The sequence below is a fragment of the Amycolatopsis ultiminotia genome (assembly GCF_039536925.1).
Lineage (GTDB): Bacteria > Actinomycetota > Actinomycetes > Mycobacteriales > Pseudonocardiaceae > Amycolatopsis > Amycolatopsis ultiminotia.
In genome coordinates this window covers 277,171-295,127 of record NZ_BAAAZN010000003.1, presented here as the reverse complement: position 1 = coordinate 295,127, position 17,957 = coordinate 277,171, and the positions used below count along the sequence as shown (strand labels likewise).

General features: G+C 69.2%; 16 protein-coding genes and 1 tRNA gene. 10 read left to right on the top strand and 7 right to left on the bottom strand.

Features of this window, described 5'->3' with window-relative positions; genetic code table 11:
* Nucleotides 1-143: 143 nt before the first annotated feature.
* A tRNA-Leu gene (locus ABD793_RS09090) sits at nucleotides 144-226 on the bottom strand.
* Between the two features lie 129 nt (nucleotides 227-355).
* On the opposite strand from ABD793_RS09090, the gene ABD793_RS09085 reads away from it, so the two are divergent.
* From ABD793_RS09085 to pknB, 7 genes are all read left to right on the top strand, one after another.
* Nucleotides 356-1,576: an FHA domain-containing protein gene (locus ABD793_RS09085; protein ID WP_344857542.1), complete on the top strand. Its 1,221-nt coding sequence runs from the start codon at nucleotides 356-358 to the stop codon at nucleotides 1,574-1,576.
* A 101-nt stretch (nucleotides 1,577-1,677) separates the two neighbouring features.
* On the top strand, nucleotides 1,678-2,139 hold the full coding sequence (locus ABD793_RS09080; RefSeq protein ID WP_037718919.1) for an FHA domain-containing protein FhaB/FipA: 462 nt from the start codon (nucleotides 1,678-1,680) through the stop codon (nucleotides 2,137-2,139).
* On the top strand, nucleotides 2,136-3,536 hold the full coding sequence (locus tag ABD793_RS09075; RefSeq protein ID WP_344857540.1) for a PP2C family protein-serine/threonine phosphatase: 1,401 nt from the start codon (nucleotides 2,136-2,138) through the stop codon (nucleotides 3,534-3,536). Before ABD793_RS09080 ends, ABD793_RS09075 begins: the two co-directional genes overlap by 4 nt.
* Nucleotides 3,536-5,023 (top strand): FtsW/RodA/SpoVE family cell cycle protein, encoded by a 1,488-nt coding sequence (locus ABD793_RS09070; protein ID WP_344857538.1) that lies wholly within the window; start codon nucleotides 3,536-3,538, stop codon nucleotides 5,021-5,023. The genes ABD793_RS09075 and ABD793_RS09070 overlap by 1 nt, the downstream gene beginning before the upstream one ends.
* A complete protein-coding gene (locus ABD793_RS09065; protein ID WP_344857536.1) occupies nucleotides 5,020-6,483 on the top strand; it encodes a peptidoglycan D,D-transpeptidase FtsI family protein in 1,464 nt (487 codons plus the stop codon). Before ABD793_RS09070 ends, ABD793_RS09065 begins: the two co-directional genes overlap by 4 nt.
* Before the next feature lie 3 nt (nucleotides 6,484-6,486).
* On the top strand, nucleotides 6,487-7,722 hold the full coding sequence (locus tag ABD793_RS09060) for a serine/threonine-protein kinase (RefSeq protein WP_344857534.1): 1,236 nt from the start codon (nucleotides 6,487-6,489) through the stop codon (nucleotides 7,720-7,722).
* A complete protein-coding gene (gene pknB, locus ABD793_RS09055) occupies nucleotides 7,719-9,713 on the top strand; it encodes a Stk1 family PASTA domain-containing Ser/Thr kinase (protein WP_344857532.1) in 1,995 nt (664 codons plus the stop codon). The genes ABD793_RS09060 and pknB overlap by 4 nt, the downstream gene beginning before the upstream one ends.
* Nucleotides 9,714-9,787: 74 nt before the next feature.
* Here the strand turns inward: pknB and ABD793_RS09050 are convergent, their stop codons facing one another.
* The 4 genes from ABD793_RS09050 to ABD793_RS09035 form a co-directional block, all read right to left on the bottom strand.
* Nucleotides 9,788-10,129: an effector-associated constant component EACC1 gene (locus ABD793_RS09050; RefSeq protein ID WP_344857530.1), complete on the bottom strand. Its 342-nt coding sequence runs from the start codon at nucleotides 10,127-10,129 to the stop codon at nucleotides 9,788-9,790.
* A 155-nt stretch (nucleotides 10,130-10,284) separates the two neighbouring features.
* Nucleotides 10,285-10,929, bottom strand: coding sequence for a hypothetical protein (locus tag ABD793_RS09045; RefSeq protein ID WP_344857528.1), 645 nt, complete (start codon nucleotides 10,927-10,929; stop codon nucleotides 10,285-10,287).
* Nucleotides 10,917-11,720, bottom strand: a complete 804-nt coding sequence (locus ABD793_RS09040; RefSeq protein ID WP_344858097.1) for an ATP-binding cassette domain-containing protein — start codon at nucleotides 11,718-11,720, stop codon at nucleotides 10,917-10,919. The genes ABD793_RS09045 and ABD793_RS09040 overlap by 13 nt, the downstream gene beginning before the upstream one ends.
* A gap of 5 nt (nucleotides 11,721-11,725) precedes the next feature.
* Entirely contained in the window at nucleotides 11,726-12,370 is a 645-nt protein-coding gene (locus ABD793_RS09035; RefSeq protein WP_344857527.1) for an aminodeoxychorismate/anthranilate synthase component II, read from the bottom strand.
* A gap of 111 nt (nucleotides 12,371-12,481) precedes the next feature.
* On the opposite strand from ABD793_RS09035, the gene ABD793_RS09030 reads away from it, so the two are divergent.
* Complete coding sequence (locus ABD793_RS09030) at nucleotides 12,482-13,801, top strand: FAD-dependent oxidoreductase (RefSeq protein WP_344858095.1); 1,320 nt, start codon at nucleotides 12,482-12,484, stop codon at nucleotides 13,799-13,801.
* 26 nt (nucleotides 13,802-13,827) lie between these two features.
* Here the strand turns inward: ABD793_RS09030 and ABD793_RS09025 are convergent, their stop codons facing one another.
* Both ABD793_RS09025 and ABD793_RS09020 read right to left on the bottom strand, forming a co-directional pair.
* Nucleotides 13,828-14,427, bottom strand: a complete 600-nt coding sequence (locus ABD793_RS09025) for a LuxR C-terminal-related transcriptional regulator (RefSeq protein WP_344858092.1) — start codon at nucleotides 14,425-14,427, stop codon at nucleotides 13,828-13,830.
* Nucleotides 14,424-16,259 carry a sensor histidine kinase gene (locus ABD793_RS09020; RefSeq protein WP_344857526.1) on the bottom strand — a complete coding sequence of 612 codons (1,836 nt, stop codon included), beginning with the start codon at nucleotides 16,257-16,259 and terminating at the stop codon, nucleotides 14,424-14,426. Before ABD793_RS09020 ends, ABD793_RS09025 begins: the two co-directional genes overlap by 4 nt.
* Nucleotides 16,260-16,426: 167 nt before the next feature.
* Between ABD793_RS09020 and ABD793_RS09015 the strand changes: the two genes are divergently transcribed.
* Nucleotides 16,427-17,137: an ABC transporter ATP-binding protein gene (locus ABD793_RS09015; RefSeq protein WP_344857524.1), complete on the top strand. Its 711-nt coding sequence runs from the start codon at nucleotides 16,427-16,429 to the stop codon at nucleotides 17,135-17,137.
* A 14-nt stretch (nucleotides 17,138-17,151) separates the two neighbouring features.
* Nucleotides 17,152-17,886, top strand: coding sequence for an ABC transporter permease (locus ABD793_RS09010; RefSeq protein ID WP_344857522.1), 735 nt, complete (start codon nucleotides 17,152-17,154; stop codon nucleotides 17,884-17,886).
* Nucleotides 17,887-17,957 lie beyond the last annotated feature (71 nt).

Below are 17,957 nucleotides of genomic sequence, written 5' to 3'. Positions count from 1 at the left end.
CCCAAACCTCACCACCCCGCCATGACACGAGTCATGCCCCCACCCGCACCGTGCGGCTCCGGGGGGCTCGGCCCCCGGGAAAAACGACGACCGACAACGGAAAAGAGCCCCAGTCGCACAAGCGGCTGGGGCTCTGAACAGGGTGGGCGAGGAGGGAGTTGAACCCTCACGTCCTTTCGGACACACGGACCTGAACCGTGCGCGTCTGCCATTCCGCCACTCGCCCGAGTGCTTCTCTCTGACAGCCCGCAAAGCTTAGCAGGGGGATTGCACCGGTTTCACCGGGGGCCTGCTGAACCCTTCGGATCCCGGATAGGATCGGTGCGCAAGCACAGGTGTGAGGAGGTCATCCCCAGTGGGCCGCGTAGAGCGCTTCGACAGGCGTCTCGAGAACCTTGTGGGGAACACCTTCGCGCGCATGTTCGGTGGCAACGTCGTCACGCAGGAAGTGGCGGTGGCGCTCGAGAGGGAAGGCGAGGAAAACGTTCGTGAGCTGGCAGGCGGTCGGCAGCTCGCCCCGAATCACTACATCGTGTCGTTGGGGACAGCTGACCACGAACGCATGGCCGGCGACGAGCAACGGGTCACCGGGGTTCTCGCGAAAGCCGTGGCGGAACACCTCGCCGAGCACGGCTGGGACACCTATGGTGACGTCGTCGTATCACTCGAGCGCAACGAGGCGCTGCATACTGGACAGTTCAAGACCCGTTCGTCCGTCGATCCCGACGCCCGCGCCAGCGCGGGTGGTGGCTCGTCACGGTCGGCACGACCCAGCAACGCAGGAGACCCAGCAATGAGCCAGCCCCCCGGCTACGGCCAATACGACCAGGGTGACCCGTACGGCCAGCAGGGCCAGTACGGCTACGGACAGCAGGGTGGCCAGCAGCCCGGGTACGACCAGGGTTATGGCCAGCAGGGCGGTTACGACCAGGGTTACGGCGCCCCGCAGGGCGGCTACGACCAGTACGGCGGCCAGGGTGGCCAGCCCGCCTACGACCAGGGCTACGGCGCCCCCCAGGGTGGTTACGACCAGTACGGTCAGCCCCAGCAGGGCGGCTACGACCAGTACGGTCAGCCGCAGCAGGGATACGACCAGGGTTACGGCGCCCCGCAAGGCGGCTACGGCACCCCGCCGGGTGGCCAGCCCGCCTACGACCAGGGCTACGGCGCCCCGCAGGGCGGCTACGACCAGTACGGCGGCCAGGGTGGTTACGGCCAGCCGGGCCAGGACCCGTACGCCCAGCAGGGTGGTTACGCCCCGCCCGGCCCGCCCGCGGGCGGGCGCCAGCTCGCCGCGAGCCTGCAGCTCGACGACGGCTCCAACCGCACTTACTCGCTCAAGCAGGGCGGCAACGTGGTTGGCCGTGGTCAGGACGCCGACTTCCGGCTGCCGGACACCGGGGTGTCCCGTCGGCACCTGGAGATCACCTGGGACGGCCAGAGCGCCACGCTCGCCGACATCGGATCGACCAACGGCACCACGGTGAACGGCACCCCGGTGCAGACCTGGCAGCTCGCCGACGGCGACGTGATCAGGGTGGGGCATTCGTCTCTGGTGTTCCGAACCCAGGGCTGAGCGCAGCTCGTCTACCGGGTTCCCGCAGAATTGGCGTGCGGGGGGATCCGCGGTGCGCGCGCACCGCGGCTTGCAGGCAGAGGCGGGAGCGGACACAACAAGTGCCAGAGCTGGTCGTTCAACTCACCAGAGTGGGCTTTCTCGTGCTGCTCTGGCTCTTCGTGTTCGCCGCGTTGCGGGTCGTGCGTTCGGACCTTTACGCCGCGTCCGGCCTTCGGGTACAGGTGCCATCCTTCCGCCGCAACAAAGAGAAGAAGCCGCGGGGCAGCAAGGCTCCGCAGCAATTGCTGGTGACCCACGGTGCACTGGCGGGCACCCGCATCGCGCTCGACGGCAGGCCGATCCTGATCGGCCGGGCCGACGACTCGACGCTGGTCCTCGACGACGACTACGCGTCGACCCGCCATGCCCGGATCGCCCTGCGCGGTGAGGACTGGTACGTGGAAGATCTGGGTTCGACGAACGGGACCTACCTCGACCGGGCTAAGGTCACTGCACCACTCCGGGTCCCGCTCGGAGTCCCCATCCGGATCGGCAAGACGGTGATCGAGCTTCGCCCATGACTCTCGTCCTCCGCTACGCGGCCCGCAGTGACCGGGGCCTGGTGCGTTCGAACAACCAGGACTCCGTATATGCCGGCCCCCGCCTGCTCGCGCTCGCCGATGGAATGGGCGGGCACGCTGCCGGTGAGGTGGCCAGCAAGGTCGTCATCGCCTCGCTCGCCCCGCTCGACGACGACGAGCCCGGCGACGACCTGCTCGCCCAGCTCCGCGACGCCGTGCAGAACGGCAACGCGGCGATCGCCGAGCTGGTCGCCCAAGACCCCGACCTCGACGGTATGGGCACCACGCTCACCGCGGTGCTGTTCGCGGGCAACCGGCTCGGGCTGGTGCACGTCGGCGACTCGCGTGCCTACCTGCTGCGCGGCGGCCAGTTCGCGCAGATCACCCGGGACGACAGTTTCGTCAACGAGCTGCTCGAGCAGGGCCGCATCACGCCGGAGGAGGCGGCCGTGCACCCGCAACGGTCGCTGCTGCTCAAGGCGCTCACCGGGCACGAGGTGGAGCCGAGCCTGACCGTGCGCGAGGCACGCCCCGGTGACCGCTACCTGATCTGTTCCGACGGCCTGTCCGGCATGGTCAGCGACGAAACACTGGCCGAGGCCGTGCAGATCGCGGATCCGCAGGACTGCGCGGACCGGATGATCGAACTGGCGCTCAAGGGCGGCGGCACGGACAACGTCACGGTGATCATCGCGGACGTGGTCGACGTCGACTTCGGCGACGACGCCCCGATCGTCGGCGGTGCGGCCGGTGACGGCAGCGACGAGCTGCACCAGGGCGATTCCCCCGCCGCGCGGGCCCGCGCGCTGACCCAGCCGGCACCGACGCCACGGGCGGAACCGCAGGTCCTCGAGGAGGATCCGAAGGCCAAACGACGAAAGCGGTTCCGCTGGCTCGTGGGCGCGGTCGTGGTGCTGGTGGTACTGGCCGCGGCCGCGATCGCTACCCGCTACTTCGTGCTCAGCCAGTACTACGTCGGCGAGGGGCCGGACGACGAGGTGGTGATCTACCGGGGTGTCCCCGGCAGCATCCTCGGTATCCAGCTGCACACCCTGGAGCAGGGCTCGTGCCCGCCGGGGCAGTTGTGCACGGACAAACTGCGTCTCCCCGCACTGCAGGAGGACGCCAGGGTCGCGGTGCGCAACGGCGTGAAGCGTGACAGCCTTGACGACGCCCGCAAGTACATCGACGACTTTCTCCGCCTGAACAAGCAGCTCGCGGACTGCAAGCCCACCGGGCCGTCGGCCTCCGGCACGCCGACCGTCCCGACCGGTACTCCGTCCAGCAGCGTCGTTTCGCCGCCTCCGTCCGGCGGCGCGCCTTCATCGGCGAACCAGCCTCCGGGGAGGGACTGCGCGACGTCGGGTACGACGCCGACGACAGGAGGCGGTAACTGATGGGCCAGCCGCTGGCCGACCCGGTCTCCGCCCAGTTCACCACCAATCCGCCACGGGAACTGCCCACCCGCCGGAACACCGAGCTGCTGCTGCTCGCGTTCGTCGCCGGTCTCGTCACCATTGCTCTGGTGCTGGTCGAGGCCAACCAGGAGCAGGAGCTGACGCTTTCGATCCTGTGGCTCGGGCTCGCCTACCTCGGTGTGCTCACCGTCGCGCACCTGGCCGTGCGCCGCTGGGCGCCGTACGCGGACCCGGTGCTGCTGCCGTGTGTCGCACTGCTGAACGGCATCGGGTTGGTGATGATCCACCGGATCGACCTGGCCAAGGCGGAAAAGGCGCTGCAGGCGGGCGATGAGTACAGCCCGGAAGTCACGAAGCAGGTGCTGTTCACCGTCGTGTCGCTGGTGCTGTTCGTGGTCGTGCTGCTCGTGGTGAACGACCACCGCACGCTGACCCGCTACGGCTACACCTTCGGCCTGATCGGCATCATCGCGCTGGCGCTGCCCGCGGTGCTGCCGTCGAGCCTTTCCGAGGTCAACGGCGCGAAGGTGTGGCTGAAGCTGCCGTTCTTCTCGATCCAGCCAGGTGAGTTCGCGAAGATCCTGCTGATGATCTTCTTCGCCTCCTTCCTCGTGTCGAAGCGCGATCTGTTCATGGTGGCGGGCAAGAAGTTCCTCGGGGTCGAGCTGCCGCGCGCCCGCGATCTCGGCCCGATCCTGATCGCCGCGGCCGCCTCGATCGGCATCCTGGTGCTGGAAAAGGACCTGGGCACCTCGCTGCTCTACTTCAGCATCATCCTGGTGATGCTGTACGTCGCGACCGAGCGCGTGATCTGGGTCGTGGTGGGGCTGAGCTTCTTCGTGGCAGGCTGTCTCATCGCCTACAACCTCTTCACGCACGTACAGCAGCGGGTGGAGAACTGGCTCAACCCGCTCGGCCCGCGTTACGACGAGCTCGGCGGGTCCTACCAGCTCGCGCAGGGACTGTTCGGGCTCGGCACCGGCGGGGTCGGCGGCACCGGCCTCGGCGCGGGCAGGCCGGACATCGTGCCCGCGGCCAGCACCGACTTCATCACCGCTTCGATCGGTGAGGAGCTGGGCTTCGTCGGACTGGCCGCGGTGCTGATGCTGTACCTGCTGATCGCGATGCGCGGTATGCGCAGCGCGCTGGCCGTGCGCGACACCTTCGGCAAACTGCTCGGCGGTGGGCTCGCGTTCACCATCGTGATGCAGATCTTCGTGGTCGTCGGCGGCGTCACGGCCCTGATCCCGGAGACCGGCATCACCGCACCGTTCCTGTCCCAGGGTGGTTCGTCGCTGCTGGCGAACTACATCCTCGTCGCACTGCTGCTGCGCATTTCCGACGCGGCCCGCAGGCCGGCCACCCGCCCGAAGCCCCAGCCACGCCAGGCCCCGCTCGCCGAGGCGCACACCGTGATGGTGCAGCGCCCGTCCGCCGGTGACGAGACGAACGGGAGGACGGCGTGAACACCCCGCTGCGCAAGGTCGGTATGGCGATGCTCGTGATGATCGTCCTGCTGCTCGGCACCGACACCTACGTCCAGGTGATCAAGGCCGACGCCTACCGCACCGACTCGCGCAACCAGCGGGTGCTCTACGACGAGTACTCGCGCCAGCGCGGCCAGATCGTCGCACCGGACGGCACCGTGCTCGCCGGGGTGCAGGCCTCCAACGACAAGTTCAAGTTCACCCGCACCTACACCGACGGCGCGATGTACGCCCCGGTCACCGGGTACTACTCGATCAACTACGGCGCGGGCGGCATGGAGCGTGCCGAGGACGACGTGCTCAACGGCTCGGACCCGCGGCTGTTCGTGCGCAGGCTGTCGGACATGGTCACCGGCCGCGACCCGCGTGGCGGCAACGTGAAGCTGACCATCGACCCGAAGGTGCAGAAGGCCGCCTACGACCTGATGACCAAGCGCGGTTACACCGGCGCCGTGGTGGCGATGGAGCCGAAGACCGGGCGCATCCTCGCCATGGTGTCCACCCCGTCGTACGACCCGAACACCCTTGCCACGCACGGCAAGGACCAGAACACCGCGTGGACCAAGTACGACAAGGACCCGGCGAACCCGATGCTGAACCGGGCGATCTCGGAGAACTATCCGCCGGGGTCCACGTTCAAGCTGGTCACCGCGACCGCCGCGCTGGAGAGCGGGATCGGGCCGGACACGCAGATCAACACCGCGCCGAACGTGCAGCTGCCCGGCACCAGCCAGACGCTGGAGAACTACGCGGGCGAGGCCTGCCCCGGCAATACCTTCTCCGACGCACTCGCACACTCGTGCAACGTGCCGTTCGCGACGTTCTCCGGCGAGCTCGGCGCGGACAAGATGAAGGCGGCCGCGACGAACTTCGGCATCGGCCAGCCCGATCTGACCGTGCCGCTGAAGGTGGCCCCGTCCACCGTCGGCGAGCTCGACTCGCAGGGCGCGCTGTACCAGAGCGGCATCGGCCAGCGCGACGTTCGGCTCACCCCGCTGCAGGACTGTCTGCTCTCGGCCACCGTCGCGAACGGCGGCAGGGCGATGAAGCCGCAGCTGGTGCAGTCGATCCTGGCCCCGGACCTGTCGACCATCGAGGACGTCCAGCCGGAGGAGCTCACCGGCAAGGCGGCACTGTCCGAGTCGAACGACAAGATCCTCACCGACATGATGATCGCGTCGGAGAGCTTCACCGCGGGCGCGGGCAAGGATCCGGCGCTGAAGATCGCGTCCAAGACCGGCACCGCCGAGCACGGCTCCGATTCCAAGAACACCCCGCCGCACGCGTGGTACACCGGGTTCGCACCGTCGGACGATCCGCAGATCGCGGTCTCGGTGATCGTCGAGAACGGCGGTAACCGCGGTCTTGCCGCGACCGGTGGCTCGGTGGCCGCCGAGATCGGCCGCGCCGCGATCGCCGCCCATCTCGGGGGTGGATAGCCGATGCTGTCCTCGGGTCAGCTGCTGGCCGAGCGCTACAAGCTGACGAACCGGATCGCCGTCGGCGGGATGGGCGAGGTCTGGCAGGCCAGCGACACCCGGCTCGACCGGGTCGTCGCGGTCAAGGTGCTGAAGGCCGAACTCTCCGGCGACGCGGAGTTCCTGCACCGGTTCCGTACCGAGGCGCGGATGACGGCGTCGCTCAACCACGCCGGGATCGCCGCGGTGCACGACTACGGCGAGACGGTGAACGAGGATCTGTCCGTCGCCTACCTGGTGATGGAGTTCGTCGAAGGTGATCCGCTGGCCGGCATCCTCGCCCGGCACGGCAGGCTGACCGCCGACTACACGCTGGACATCCTGGAGCAGGCAGGCAACGCACTGCAGGCCGCGCACGAACAGGGACTGGTGCACCGCGACGTGAAACCGGGCAACATCCTGGTCACGCCGTCGGGCCAGGTGAAGATCACCGATTTCGGCGTGGCGAAGGCCGCGGACGCGGCGCCGGTCACCCGCTCGGGCATGGTCATGGGCACCGCGCACTACATCGCGCCGGAGCAGGCGCTCGGGCACGACGCGGAGCCTGCCAGCGATGTGTACTCACTCGCCGTGTGCGGCTACGAATGCCTGGCGGGGCACCGGCCGTTCCTGTCCGAAAACGCCGTGACGGTCGCCATGATGCACATCCGCGACGTCGCACCGCCGTTGCCGCCGGACGTGCCGCCGGGACCACGTGCGGTGATCGCGGCGACCCTGGTGAAGGATCCCCGGCAGCGCTACGCCAGCGGGGGTGAGTTCGCCGCGGCGGTCGCCGCAATCCGCGCCGGCCGGCCGCTGCCGACCCCGCTCGGACTGGCCAACGTCGGTTTCGCGGCGGTACCACCACCCCCGTCTCCGGTGCTCCCGCCTGCGGCCGGGCCTGCCGGGCCCGGCACCAACCCCGCCTTCCGGCCGCCGGCGGTTCCGCCCCCGCCGGTGCCACGCAGGCGGGCCCAATGGGGATGGTGGGTACTGCTCGCGGTGATCATCGTCGTGGTGCTGGCCGCCGCGGCCTTCGTGATCGCGAGAGCGGTCGGCAACGGCGGGAACCCACGAAGCGTGGACACCAGTAGCGGGCCGACCGCAGCCAGACCGAACACGGTCAGACAGCACCCGGCCCGGACCGGACCAAGCGAGCACGACGACCTTCAGGGCATGATGACCACACCTTGGACGGAATGGAACGGCACACAGAGATGAGCACACCCAGACTGCTCTCCAATCGGTACGAGCTGGGCGACACGCTCGGCTACGGAGGTATGTCCGAGGTCCACCACGGACACGACGTGCGTCTGGGCCGGGAGGTGGCGATCAAGGTCCTGCGCGCGGACCTCGCCAGGGATCCCCAATTCCAGGAGCGGTTCCGCAGGGAAGCCCAGAACGCGGCCGCGCTGAACCATCCGGCGATCGTGGCCGTGTACGACACCGGTGAGGCCAACACCGACGTCGGGGCGCTGCCCTACATCGTGATGGAGTACGTCGAGGGCCGGACGCTGCGCGACATCGTGAAGACCGAGGGCCCGATGTCGCAGAAGCGGGCGATGGAGGTCATGGCCGACGTCTGCGCCGCACTCGACTTCTCGCACCGGCACGGCATCGTGCACCGGGACGTCAAACCCGCCAACGTGATGATCACGAAGAACGGCGCGGTCAAGGTGATGGACTTCGGCATCGCGCGGGCGATGCACGACGGCCAGTCCGCGATGACCCAGACCGCCGCGGTGATCGGCACCGCGCAGTACCTCTCGCCGGAGCAGGCGCGCGGTGAGTCGGTGGACGCCCGTTCCGACGTCTACGCGGCAGGTTGCGTGCTCTACGAGCTGATCACCGGGGAGCCGCCGTTCACCGGTGACTCGCCGGTCGCGGTCGCCTACCAGCACGTGCGGGAGGATCCGCACCCGCCGTCGTCGGTGAACCCGGCGGTGTCGCCGGAGCTGGACGCGGTCGTGCTGAAGGCGCTGGCCAAGGGCCCGGCGAACCGCTACCAGTCGGCCGCCGAAATGCGTTCGGACCTGGTGCGCACGCTGTCCGGGCAGCGGCCGTCCGCGCCGATGGTGATGTCCGAGGACGAGCGCACCCAGGTGATGGACGCCGACCGTCGTCCCGCCCAGCGCTACGACGACTACGGCGACGAACCGGAAGAGGATCCGCGGGCGAAGCGACGGCGGCGGATCATCTTCGCGGTGGTGGCCGCGGTGCTCGTGGCCGGCGCGGTCCTGATGGCGCTGTGGCTCGGCACCGATGCGTTCCGCAACACCGACAAGAGCGCGCAGATCCCGTCGGTCGTGAACCAGACCGTGGTGTCGGCGAAGGACCAGCTGCAGTCCGCCGGCTTCTCGTCGTTCGGGCCGAACAAGCAGATCGTCTGCGGGGTCACCCCGGCCAACCCGGGTGACCCGTCGTGCACCGAGGATCAGATCGACAAGGTGATCGCGATCGATCCCGCGGCGGGCACGACCGTGGCGACCACGACCCAGATCACGCTCACCGTCGGCGTGCGGCCGGGTTCGGTCACCGTGCCCGACCTGAACGGCAAGAGCCCGGACGAGGCCAAGGCGCTGCTGGAGCAGAACAAGCTGAAGATCGGCGACACCAACCAGCAGACCGTGGACAAGGAGAGCGACGTCGGCAAGGTCGTGTCGCAGAACCCGACCGCGAACTCCTCGGCGGCCGAGGGCTCGACGGTGGACATCACCGTCGGCTCGCAGGTGGCGTACAAGCAGGTGCCCAACACCGTCGGCAAGGACTACACCACGGCGAAGCAGGAGATCGAGGACGCCGGATTCCAGGTGCAGCGCCAGGACCAGGATTCGGACAAGCCGAAGGACCAGGTGATCGACCAGCGGCCCAACGGCGGCAACCTGGAACCGAACGGCACGGTGACGCTGATCGTGTCGAAGGGCCAGGAGGAGATCCAGATCCCCGACCTGACCGGGATGACCCAGGACGAGGCGACGCAGACGCTGCAGGGCCTCGGCTGGTCGGGCAAGATCAACACGCAGTCCACGCACGTCGGCACTGGGCAACCGGACACCGTGGTGAAGCAGAACCCGACGTCGGGGAGCACGATCTCCAAGGATCAGACGATCACGCTGACGATCCTGGAGGACGGCGGCATCATCCCGCCGCCGAGTAGCTCCGGCAACGGTGGTCCTGGCGGGTTCTTCACGCCGGGACGCAACACCCCCTGAGCCAGACCGGACAACGGGCCCGCACGGTAGACACCGTGCGGGCCCGTTGCGTCACCGAGCTGTCGTACCTGGGCTCAGCGTCCGTCGAGGAACGTCCGGACACTGGTGAGCACCTCGTCCGCATCAGTGCCGGCGCCGCAGTCGAGATCGAGTTCCTCCACCGCCCCGGACCGCTTCACGGTGAGCGACACCCGTCTCTCCTCGCACCGTCGGCGCAGCCAGCCGAACAGCGAACGGCAGAGCGTGCCGACCGAACCGCTGCTCAGCACGACCACGACCGTGTCACCGGCGGGCCCTGCCTCCTCGGACAGCCGCACCCTTCCGGCCAGTTCGTCCTCGGCGCCGAGCCAGGACGCCAGGTGCCGCAGCTCGTCCACCGATCCGTCGACGGTGATCGCGGCTATCCCTGCCGTCACAGGTTCTCCCCTCACGCGCCGTACAGACGGCGAGAGGGTAGCCGGACACCCGGCCGGGCGGGAACCCCTGTCCGGAAATTGCGGACTGCAAAGTGCAGATCGGCTGGTCGCGACTCGGTACGCGTTCAGCCGAGGCGGAACGCCACCGGATGCGTTCAAGCGCGGCGGGCGCTGACGAACCCGACAACGCCTGCGCTCAGCGCGAGCCCGGCCACCGCAGTACCGGCAGCGAGGGCGAGTGGCGCGCCGTAGGCCGTGCCGGACATGAGTGCCTGCAGCAACGGGTGCACGAGCGGGACCCACTTGCCGAGCAGCACCACGCCCAGCGCCAGCACCGCGACGAGGACCGTCCAGCCGATCCGCGCGATGAGCAGCCGGGAGCACGGCAGCCCGATCGCGATGCCGAGCAGCGCGCACACCAGGTGCGTGAGCAGTCCGGTGCCGGCGAGCGACCAGCGCGGATCACCGGCTCGCAGCACCGACCAGCCGACGGTGATCACGGTCAGTACGCCCGCGCAGCCGAACACCGCCAGTACCGCCCCGCCGATGGTGCGGCGACGACTTCGCGCATGGCTGAGTGTGATGAGCCGTTGCACCGGATCCTCGATGTCGAGCACCGCGATGGTCAGCCAGCACCCGACGGCCAGCAAACCGCCGCCACTCACGCCATACAGCGGGAGCACCGGCGAATTCGGGTCGGCGTAAAGGATCGCGCACAGCGCGAGATACGCGAGCGCGGCGGGCAGGTACCGCTGGGAATGTCCGAGCAGCGCCAGATAGTAGCGGCTCACGGCGAGCACGGCGCCACCTCCCGCACCGACCAGCCAGCCGACAACGCGCGCAGCAGTACGGCGTCGGCGCTGGCCGCGTCCACGGTCAGCACCACGGAGCCGGCCTCATCGGCCACCGTCCGCACGCCGGGCTCGCCCGCCCAGTCGTGCACCGGTGCCGCTGCCGCCGACAGGGTGATCCGCGTGGTCTCCGAATCTGCCTCGAAGGTGCCGAGCCGTCCGGAATCCAGGCGGTAAACCTCGTCGGCGTACTCCCGCACGACGGCAGGGCGGTGGTCGGTGAACACCACGCTCGCGCCGCGTTCCCGGGTCTCCGCGACCAGTTCGCCGAGCACGGCGTGGGTACCGGCGTCGAGGCCGGACCACGGTTCGTCGAGGATCAGCAGCTCCGGCCGGGCGAGCACAGCCTGTGCCAGACCGACCTTCTGCGCGTTGCCCTTCGACAGCGTGCGCAGCTGCGCATCCGGATCGCCGACCAGCCCGAGCCGCGCCAGCAGCGGATCGATCATCGACAGCTCGGACAGCCCGCGGATCCGGGCCAGGTGGCGCAGATAGGACCGTGCGCTGAGCCGCTGCCCGCCGGGGAACCGGTCGGGGAGGTAGCCGATGGCCGGACTGCCCTCCAGGACACCGTGTGTCGCGGTGGAAACGCCCGCCATGATCCGCAGCAGGGTGGACTTGCCCGAGCCGTTCGTACCGAGTACGCCGATCACCCTGCCCGCCGGTACCGCGAGATCGACGTGCGTGAGCACCGGTTCACCGCCGCCGTACCGCTTGCCGACGCCGGCGAGCCGGAGCAGCGGACTCACGCAGCGGCGGCCTTCTGCAACGCGCGGGTGGTCCGCTCCAGGTCGTCCACCAGTTCCGCAGGCACCGGGTGCCCGGCCGAGGCCAGCCAGTTCGCCAGCATCCGGTGCCCGCCCTCGGTGAGCACCGATTCGGGGTGGAACTGCACGCCTTCCAACGGGAGTGCGCGGTGCCGCATGCCCATCACGACACCGCTCTCGGTGCGCCCGGTGATCTCGAAGACGGTCTCGTCGATGGTCTCCGGCAGCACGGTGAGCGAGTGGTAGCGGGTAGCGGTGAAGTCCTCCGGCAGCCCGGCGAGCACGCCCGCTCCGGTGTGCTGCACCTGGCTGGTCTTGCCGTGCAGCAGCTCCGGCGCGCGGTCGACGGTGGCACCGAAGTGCACGCCGAGCGCCTGGTGACCGAGGCAGACCCCCAGCATCGGCGTACGCGTTTCGGCGCACTTCGCGATCACCTCGATGCTCTGGCCCGCCCGCTCCGGGGTGCCGGGGCCGGGCGACACGAGCACCGCGTCGAACTCCGGCACGCGCTCGACCTCGACGACGTCGTTGCGCCACACCGTGCAGTCGGCACCGAGCTGGGCCAGGTACTGCACGAGGTTGTAGACGAAGCTGTCGTAGTTGTCGACGACGAGAACACGCATGCGGTCAGCTTAACGGCTCCCACGAAGTGAACCGTAGTCCACATCACAGTGTAAGTTAGCCTTACCTAACTTACCGTGGGTTGGGTGAGCCGAATTCTTCGTGTCGCCGTGGTGGGTGCCGGTCCCGCCGGCATCTACGCCGCCGACCTGCTGGACAAGTCCGACGCTGACGTGGAGATCGACCTGCTCGAGCGGATGCCCGCGCCGTTCGGGCTGATCCGCTACGGCGTCGCGCCCGACCACCCGCGGATCAAGGGCATCGTGACCGCACTGCACAAGGTGCTGGACCGGCCGAACATCCGGTTGCTCGGCAACATCGACTACGGCACCGACATCAAGCTCGACAACCTGCGCGAGTTCTACGACGCGGTGATCTTCGCGACCGGCGCGATGGCCGACCGCGCGCTCGAGATGCCCGGCATCGACCTCGACGGCAGCCACGGCGCGGCCGACTTCGTGTCCTGGTACGACGGCCACCCCGACGTCCCGCGTGACTGGCCGTTGACCGCGAGCTCGGTCGCCGTGCTCGGGGTCGGCAACGTCGCGCTCGACGTCGCCCGCATCCTCGCCAAGACCGCGGACGAACTGCTGAGCACGGAAATCCCGGCGAACGTCTACCAGGGACTGAAGGCCAGCCCGGTCACCGACGTGCACGTGTTCGGCCGCCGCGGTCCGGCGCAGGCCAAGTTCACCCCGATGGAGCTGCGGGAGCTGGACCACTCGCCGAACGTCGAGGTGCTCGTCGACCCGGAGGACATGGAGTTCGACGAGGCCAGCGTCGCCCAGCTGCGCGCGTCCAAGCAGGTGGAGATGGTGGTGAAGACACTGCAGGAGTGGGCGATCCGCGACCCCGGCGCCCGTCCGCGGCGGCTGCACCTGCACTTCTTCCACGCACCGGCGGAAGTGCTCGGCGAGCACGGCCGGGTGACCGGACTGCGCACCGAACGCACCGAGTACGCAGGCGACGGTTCGGTGCGCGGCACCGGCGAATTCCGCGACTGGGACGTGCAGGCGGTGTACCGCGCGGTGGGCTACCTCTCGTCGCACCTGCCGGAGATCCCGTTCGACCATCTGGCAGGCGTGATCCCGAACGACGCGGGCCGGGTGCTGGACCTCGACGAGAACCAGCTGGCCGGCGTGTACGTGACCGGCTGGATCAAACGGGGTCCGGTCGGACTGATCGGCCACACGAAGGGCGACGCCGCCGAGACGGTGGCGAGCCTGCTGGCCGACGCGGACACCCTCGCCGCGCCGAAACACACTTCCCCGGACGCCATCTTGGACTTCCTCACCTCCCGCGGCATCCCGTTCACCACCTGGGCAGGCTGGGGCAAACTCGACACGCACGAGAAGGCACTCGGCCAACCACACGGCCGGGAACGAATCAAGGTCGTGGAACGCGAGGAAATGGTGCGGGTCTCCCGGGACTGACCGGCAGCGGGTGCTCGGGAGGAAGCTCAGCCGGCACCGAGGTAGGCCAGCACGGCGAGCACCCGCCGGTTGGTGTCGTCGGAGGCACCGATATCCAGCTTCGCGAAGATGTTCGCGGTGTGCTTGCCGACCGCGCCCTCGCTGAAGTGCAGACGGGTGGCGATCGCGGCGTTGGAGCAGCCTTCCGCCATCAGGCCGAGCACCTCGCGTTCCCGCGGGGTCAGCCCGGCCAGCGGGTCGGAAGCGTTGCCTGCCAACAGTTTCGCGATCACCTTGGGGTCCATTGCGGTACCCCCTTCGGCGACGCGACGGACCGCGTCGATGAACTGGCCCGCGTCGAACACCCGGTCCTTGAGCAGGTAGCCGATCGCACCGGCACCGTCGGCAAGCAGCTCGCGGGCGTAGAGCTGCTCCACGTGCTGCGACAGCACCAGGATCGGCAGGCCGGGAATCTCCCGCCGGGCGGCGAGCGCGACCTGCAGACCCTCGTCGGTGTTGGTCGGCGGCATTCGAACGTCCACAATCGACACTTCCGGCCGGTGCTCGCGCAGTGCCGCGGCCAGTTCCGGACCGGAGGCCACGGCCGCGACCACGTCGAAGCCGTGTGCGGTGAGCAGGTGGGTCAGACCGTCTCGGAGCAGGTACTGGTCTTCGGCGATGACGGTACGGGGGCGCGCGGAGGATCGAGCTGACACGGCACCTCCACGATCGCCTCGGTCGGTCCGCCTGGTGGGCTGACGAGCGTCAACCTACCGTCGAAACCACCCAGCCTGCGTTCGATACCCCGAATCCCCGAGCCGCGCGCGGCCTCAGCACCACCCTTTCCGTCGTCGGTCACCGTGATGCGCAGGAGGCCGTCGAGGTACTCGAACCCGACCGTCACGCGTCGCGCCTCGCCGTGTTTCGCGGCGTTGCCCAGCAATTCGCACACGGCGAAGTAGGCGCATGCCTCCACCTGCTCCTGCACCCGTCCCGCCACCGTGCCGGTGACCTCGACCTTCAACGGACTGTCGAGCGCCACCGCACGCACCGCATCGGTCAGCCCGCGTTCGACCAACACCGGCGGGTGGATGCCCCGCACCAGCGAGCGCAGTTCGGTGAGCGCCTCCGACGACGCCGTGCGCAGCTGCGCCGCCAGCTCCTTCGCCGCTGCGGGATCCTGGTCGATCAACGCCTCGACCGCGCCGAGCTGCATACCCATCGCGACGAGCCGGGACTGGATTCCGTCGTGCAGGTCGCGTTCGATCCGCCGCAGCTCGGCGGCCTGCGCAACGGTCACGTCGGTACGCGTCTGGTCCAGCTGGCGCACCCGCTGCGCGAGCTGAGCTGCCTCGGTGGGCCCGAGCAGCAGCCTGCCAAGTCGCGCCGCCAGCCGAAGCTGCCACGGCGTCGGTAACAGGGCCAGCAGCACCGCGGCCAGCGCCACGAACGTCATCGCCACCGCGGACCAGACACCGGTCACCGCAGGCAGGCCGACCATCTCGAACCAGCCGGAAAGCACCGACAGGTCCGTGAACATCCGACCGATCCACAGCGAGACGATCCCGAACAGGCCCCAGATCACCAGTGCGACCGACGGCACCCAGAGCACCAGCAACGCCACCGGCAGCACCAGTCCGGCGGCCATATCGCGCCAGGTCGCCCGGTCCCGCAGGATCCAGCGCGCACGGTTCCGGCGCAGTGGCGCCCAGGGCTGGTCGTAGAGCCGCTTGCCGTACTGGTAGTAGCCGTCGGCGCGAGCAACCGGCGGTGCCGGTTGCGGCAGGTACGGCCGGGCGATCCGCAGCCCGGTCCAGTTCTCCGCCTCGCGACGGAAGGTGTCCGCGATCGTGCGGCCGTGCTGCACCGCGCCGGGGAACAGGGCCGGCGCCCCGATCAGCACCACGAGCTGGACCAGTGCGGTCGTCAGGAGCGCGAGGGAGATCAGGTACAGACCGAACAGCTGCCCGAGCAGCTCGGACCGCCTGGCCAGCCGGGTCCGCTTCCGCGCCGGTCGCGGGCCGAGCCAGTAACGCGTCCAGCGCGCGTACCCGCGCAGCGCAGCCGGCCCCGCGACCAGTGAGAACGCGGCGAACACCACGGCGACCACCGGGTTGATCAGCTGCCAGGCGAGTTCCCGTCCGGTTGCCGGATCCTCCCTGATCCACGTGAAACGTCGGCTCCAGCGGATCCACCAGGCTCGCCGGTAGAGCTGATTGCCGTCGCGGTACCAGCCGTCCCGCTCGCGTTCCGGCTCGGCCGGGGCAGGTAGGTACGGACTCGGGATCTCCTCGCCGGTCCAGAGTCCGACCAGCTCGCGGGTACGCCGCGAGCGGGCACGCGCCCATTCGAGCGCCGGGGCGTAGCAGAACACGATCCCGACGCAGAGCAACACGAAGGCAGCCAGCTCGATGACCACGTCGACCCAGCTCAGCAGAGCGAGACCGGCCAGCTTCCCGGCCCGCCGGACAGATCCCATGGCCATTCCTCCCGCGCCCGAGTCTGGACCGCCACCCCGCTGCGGGCACTGCCCGCAGCCCCAGGGGCGAGGTGGGTCCAGCCCCACCCCCGGGTCAGCGAAATCCCACCTGAACTGGGGTTTCCGGGTCATTCTGCCGGACTTCGCGGACTTCTAGCGTGTTTTCCATGTCCATTATCGAAGTCACCGAACTCCGCAAGGCCTACGCCGGCCGGACGGTGGTCGACGGCGTTTCGTTCACCGTCGAGCGCGGCGAGATCTTCGGCATCCTCGGCACCAACGGCGCCGGGAAGACCACCACCGTCGAATGCCTCCAGGGCCTGCGCACCCCGGATTCCGGCGTGCTGTCCGTGCTCGGGCTGAATCCGGCACGCGCCTCCGCCGAACTGCGCCGCCGCGTCGGCACCCAGCTGCAGGACGCCCGGCTGCCGGACAAGCTCCGGGTGCGCGAGGCGCTGGAACTGTTCGCCACGTTCTACCCGCATCCTGCCGACATCGGGGACCTGCTGCACCGGCTCGGCCTCGAGCAGCACCGGGACACCGGCTTCGGCAAGCTCTCCGGCGGGCTCAAGCAGCGGCTGTCCATCGCGCTCGCGCTGGTCGGCGATCCGGAGATCGCCATCCTCGACGAGCTGACCACCGGCCTCGACCCGCACGCTCGCCGAGACACCTGGAAACTCGTCGAGGGCGTGCGCGCCGCCGGCGTGACAGTCGTGCTGGTCACCCACTTCATGGACGAGGCACAACGGCTGTGCGACCGGGTGGCGATCTTCGACGCCGGACGCGTCATCGCCACCGGCACCCCGGCCGAGCTCATCGCCACCACCGAGAAATCCACTTTGGACGATGCATTCGTCACGCTGACCGGACGCGACTGAGGGGACCCGCCACGATGACCACCTTCGGCAAACTCGCCGCCACCGAAGCGAAACTGCTCCTGCGCACGCCGGTCTGGGTCGCCTTCGGCGTACTGCTGCCCACCGTCGTGCTGCTCGGCGTCGGCTTCATTCCCGGGATGGACCAGCCACGAGACAGCACCGGCGGATATCGCTTCATCGACTTGTGGGTTCCGTCGCTGGTGGTGATCGCGCTGGCGATGCTCGGCCTGCAGGCGATCCCGGCGGCCGTGGCCGGCTACCGGGAACAGGGCGTGCTGCGCCGGCTCGCGACCACCCCGGTGCCTCCCGCGTACCTGTTGCTCGCCCAGGTGCTGGTGCATGCCGTGGTGGCACTGACCGGGACCGGGTTGATGCTCACGGCCGCACGGGTGGCGTTCCACGTGCCGATGCCCCGGCATCCGCTGTCGTTCGTGCTCACGCTGCTGCTCGGCCTGGTCTCGGTGTTCGCCCTCGGCCTGATCGCCGCCTCGGTGGCCAGGACCAGCAGGGGTGCGGGTGGACTGGCCATGATCGTGTTCTTCCCGATCATGTTCCTCGGCGGGGTCTACCTCCCGCGACCACTGCTGCCGCAGGTGATCCGCGAGATCGGCGCATACACCCCGCCCGGCACCCAGCCACTGCAGGACGCCTGGGTCGGCGCCGGTGTGCAACCGCTGCAGTTCGTCGTACTGGCCGCGTTCGCGCTGGGCGGTACGGCGCTGGCGGTACGGCTGTTCCGGTGGGAGTGATCCACCGAAGTGGTGATGAAACTCGTTTTCCCTTGTCCGGGTCCGGTGCGCCCGGTAGCCAGGAAGAGAAC

Bases quoted from the DNA above. Each gene is read 5' to 3' on its own strand.
- ABD793_RS09075 (WP_344857540.1), top strand. From the start codon at position 2,136: ATGACTCTCGTCCTCCGCTACGCGGCCCGCAGTGACCGGGGCCTGGTG.
- ABD793_RS09070 (WP_344857538.1), top strand. From the start codon at position 3,536: ATGGGCCAGCCGCTGGCCGACCCGGTCTCCGCCCAGTTCACCACCAAT.
- ABD793_RS09060 (WP_344857534.1), top strand. From the start codon at position 6,487: ATGCTGTCCTCGGGTCAGCTGCTGGCCGAGCGCTACAAGCTGACGAAC.
- pknB (WP_344857532.1), top strand. From the start codon at position 7,719: ATGAGCACACCCAGACTGCTCTCCAATCGGTACGAGCTGGGCGACACG.
- ABD793_RS09035 (WP_344857527.1), bottom strand. From the start codon at position 12,370: ATGCGTGTTCTCGTCGTCGACAACTACGACAGCTTCGTCTACAACCTC.
- ABD793_RS09020 (WP_344857526.1), bottom strand. From the start codon at position 16,259: ATGGGATCTGTCCGGCGGGCCGGGAAGCTGGCCGGTCTCGCTCTGCTG.
- ABD793_RS09015 (WP_344857524.1), top strand. From the start codon at position 16,427: ATGTCCATTATCGAAGTCACCGAACTCCGCAAGGCCTACGCCGGCCGG.
- ABD793_RS09010 (WP_344857522.1), top strand. From the start codon at position 17,152: ATGACCACCTTCGGCAAACTCGCCGCCACCGAAGCGAAACTGCTCCTG.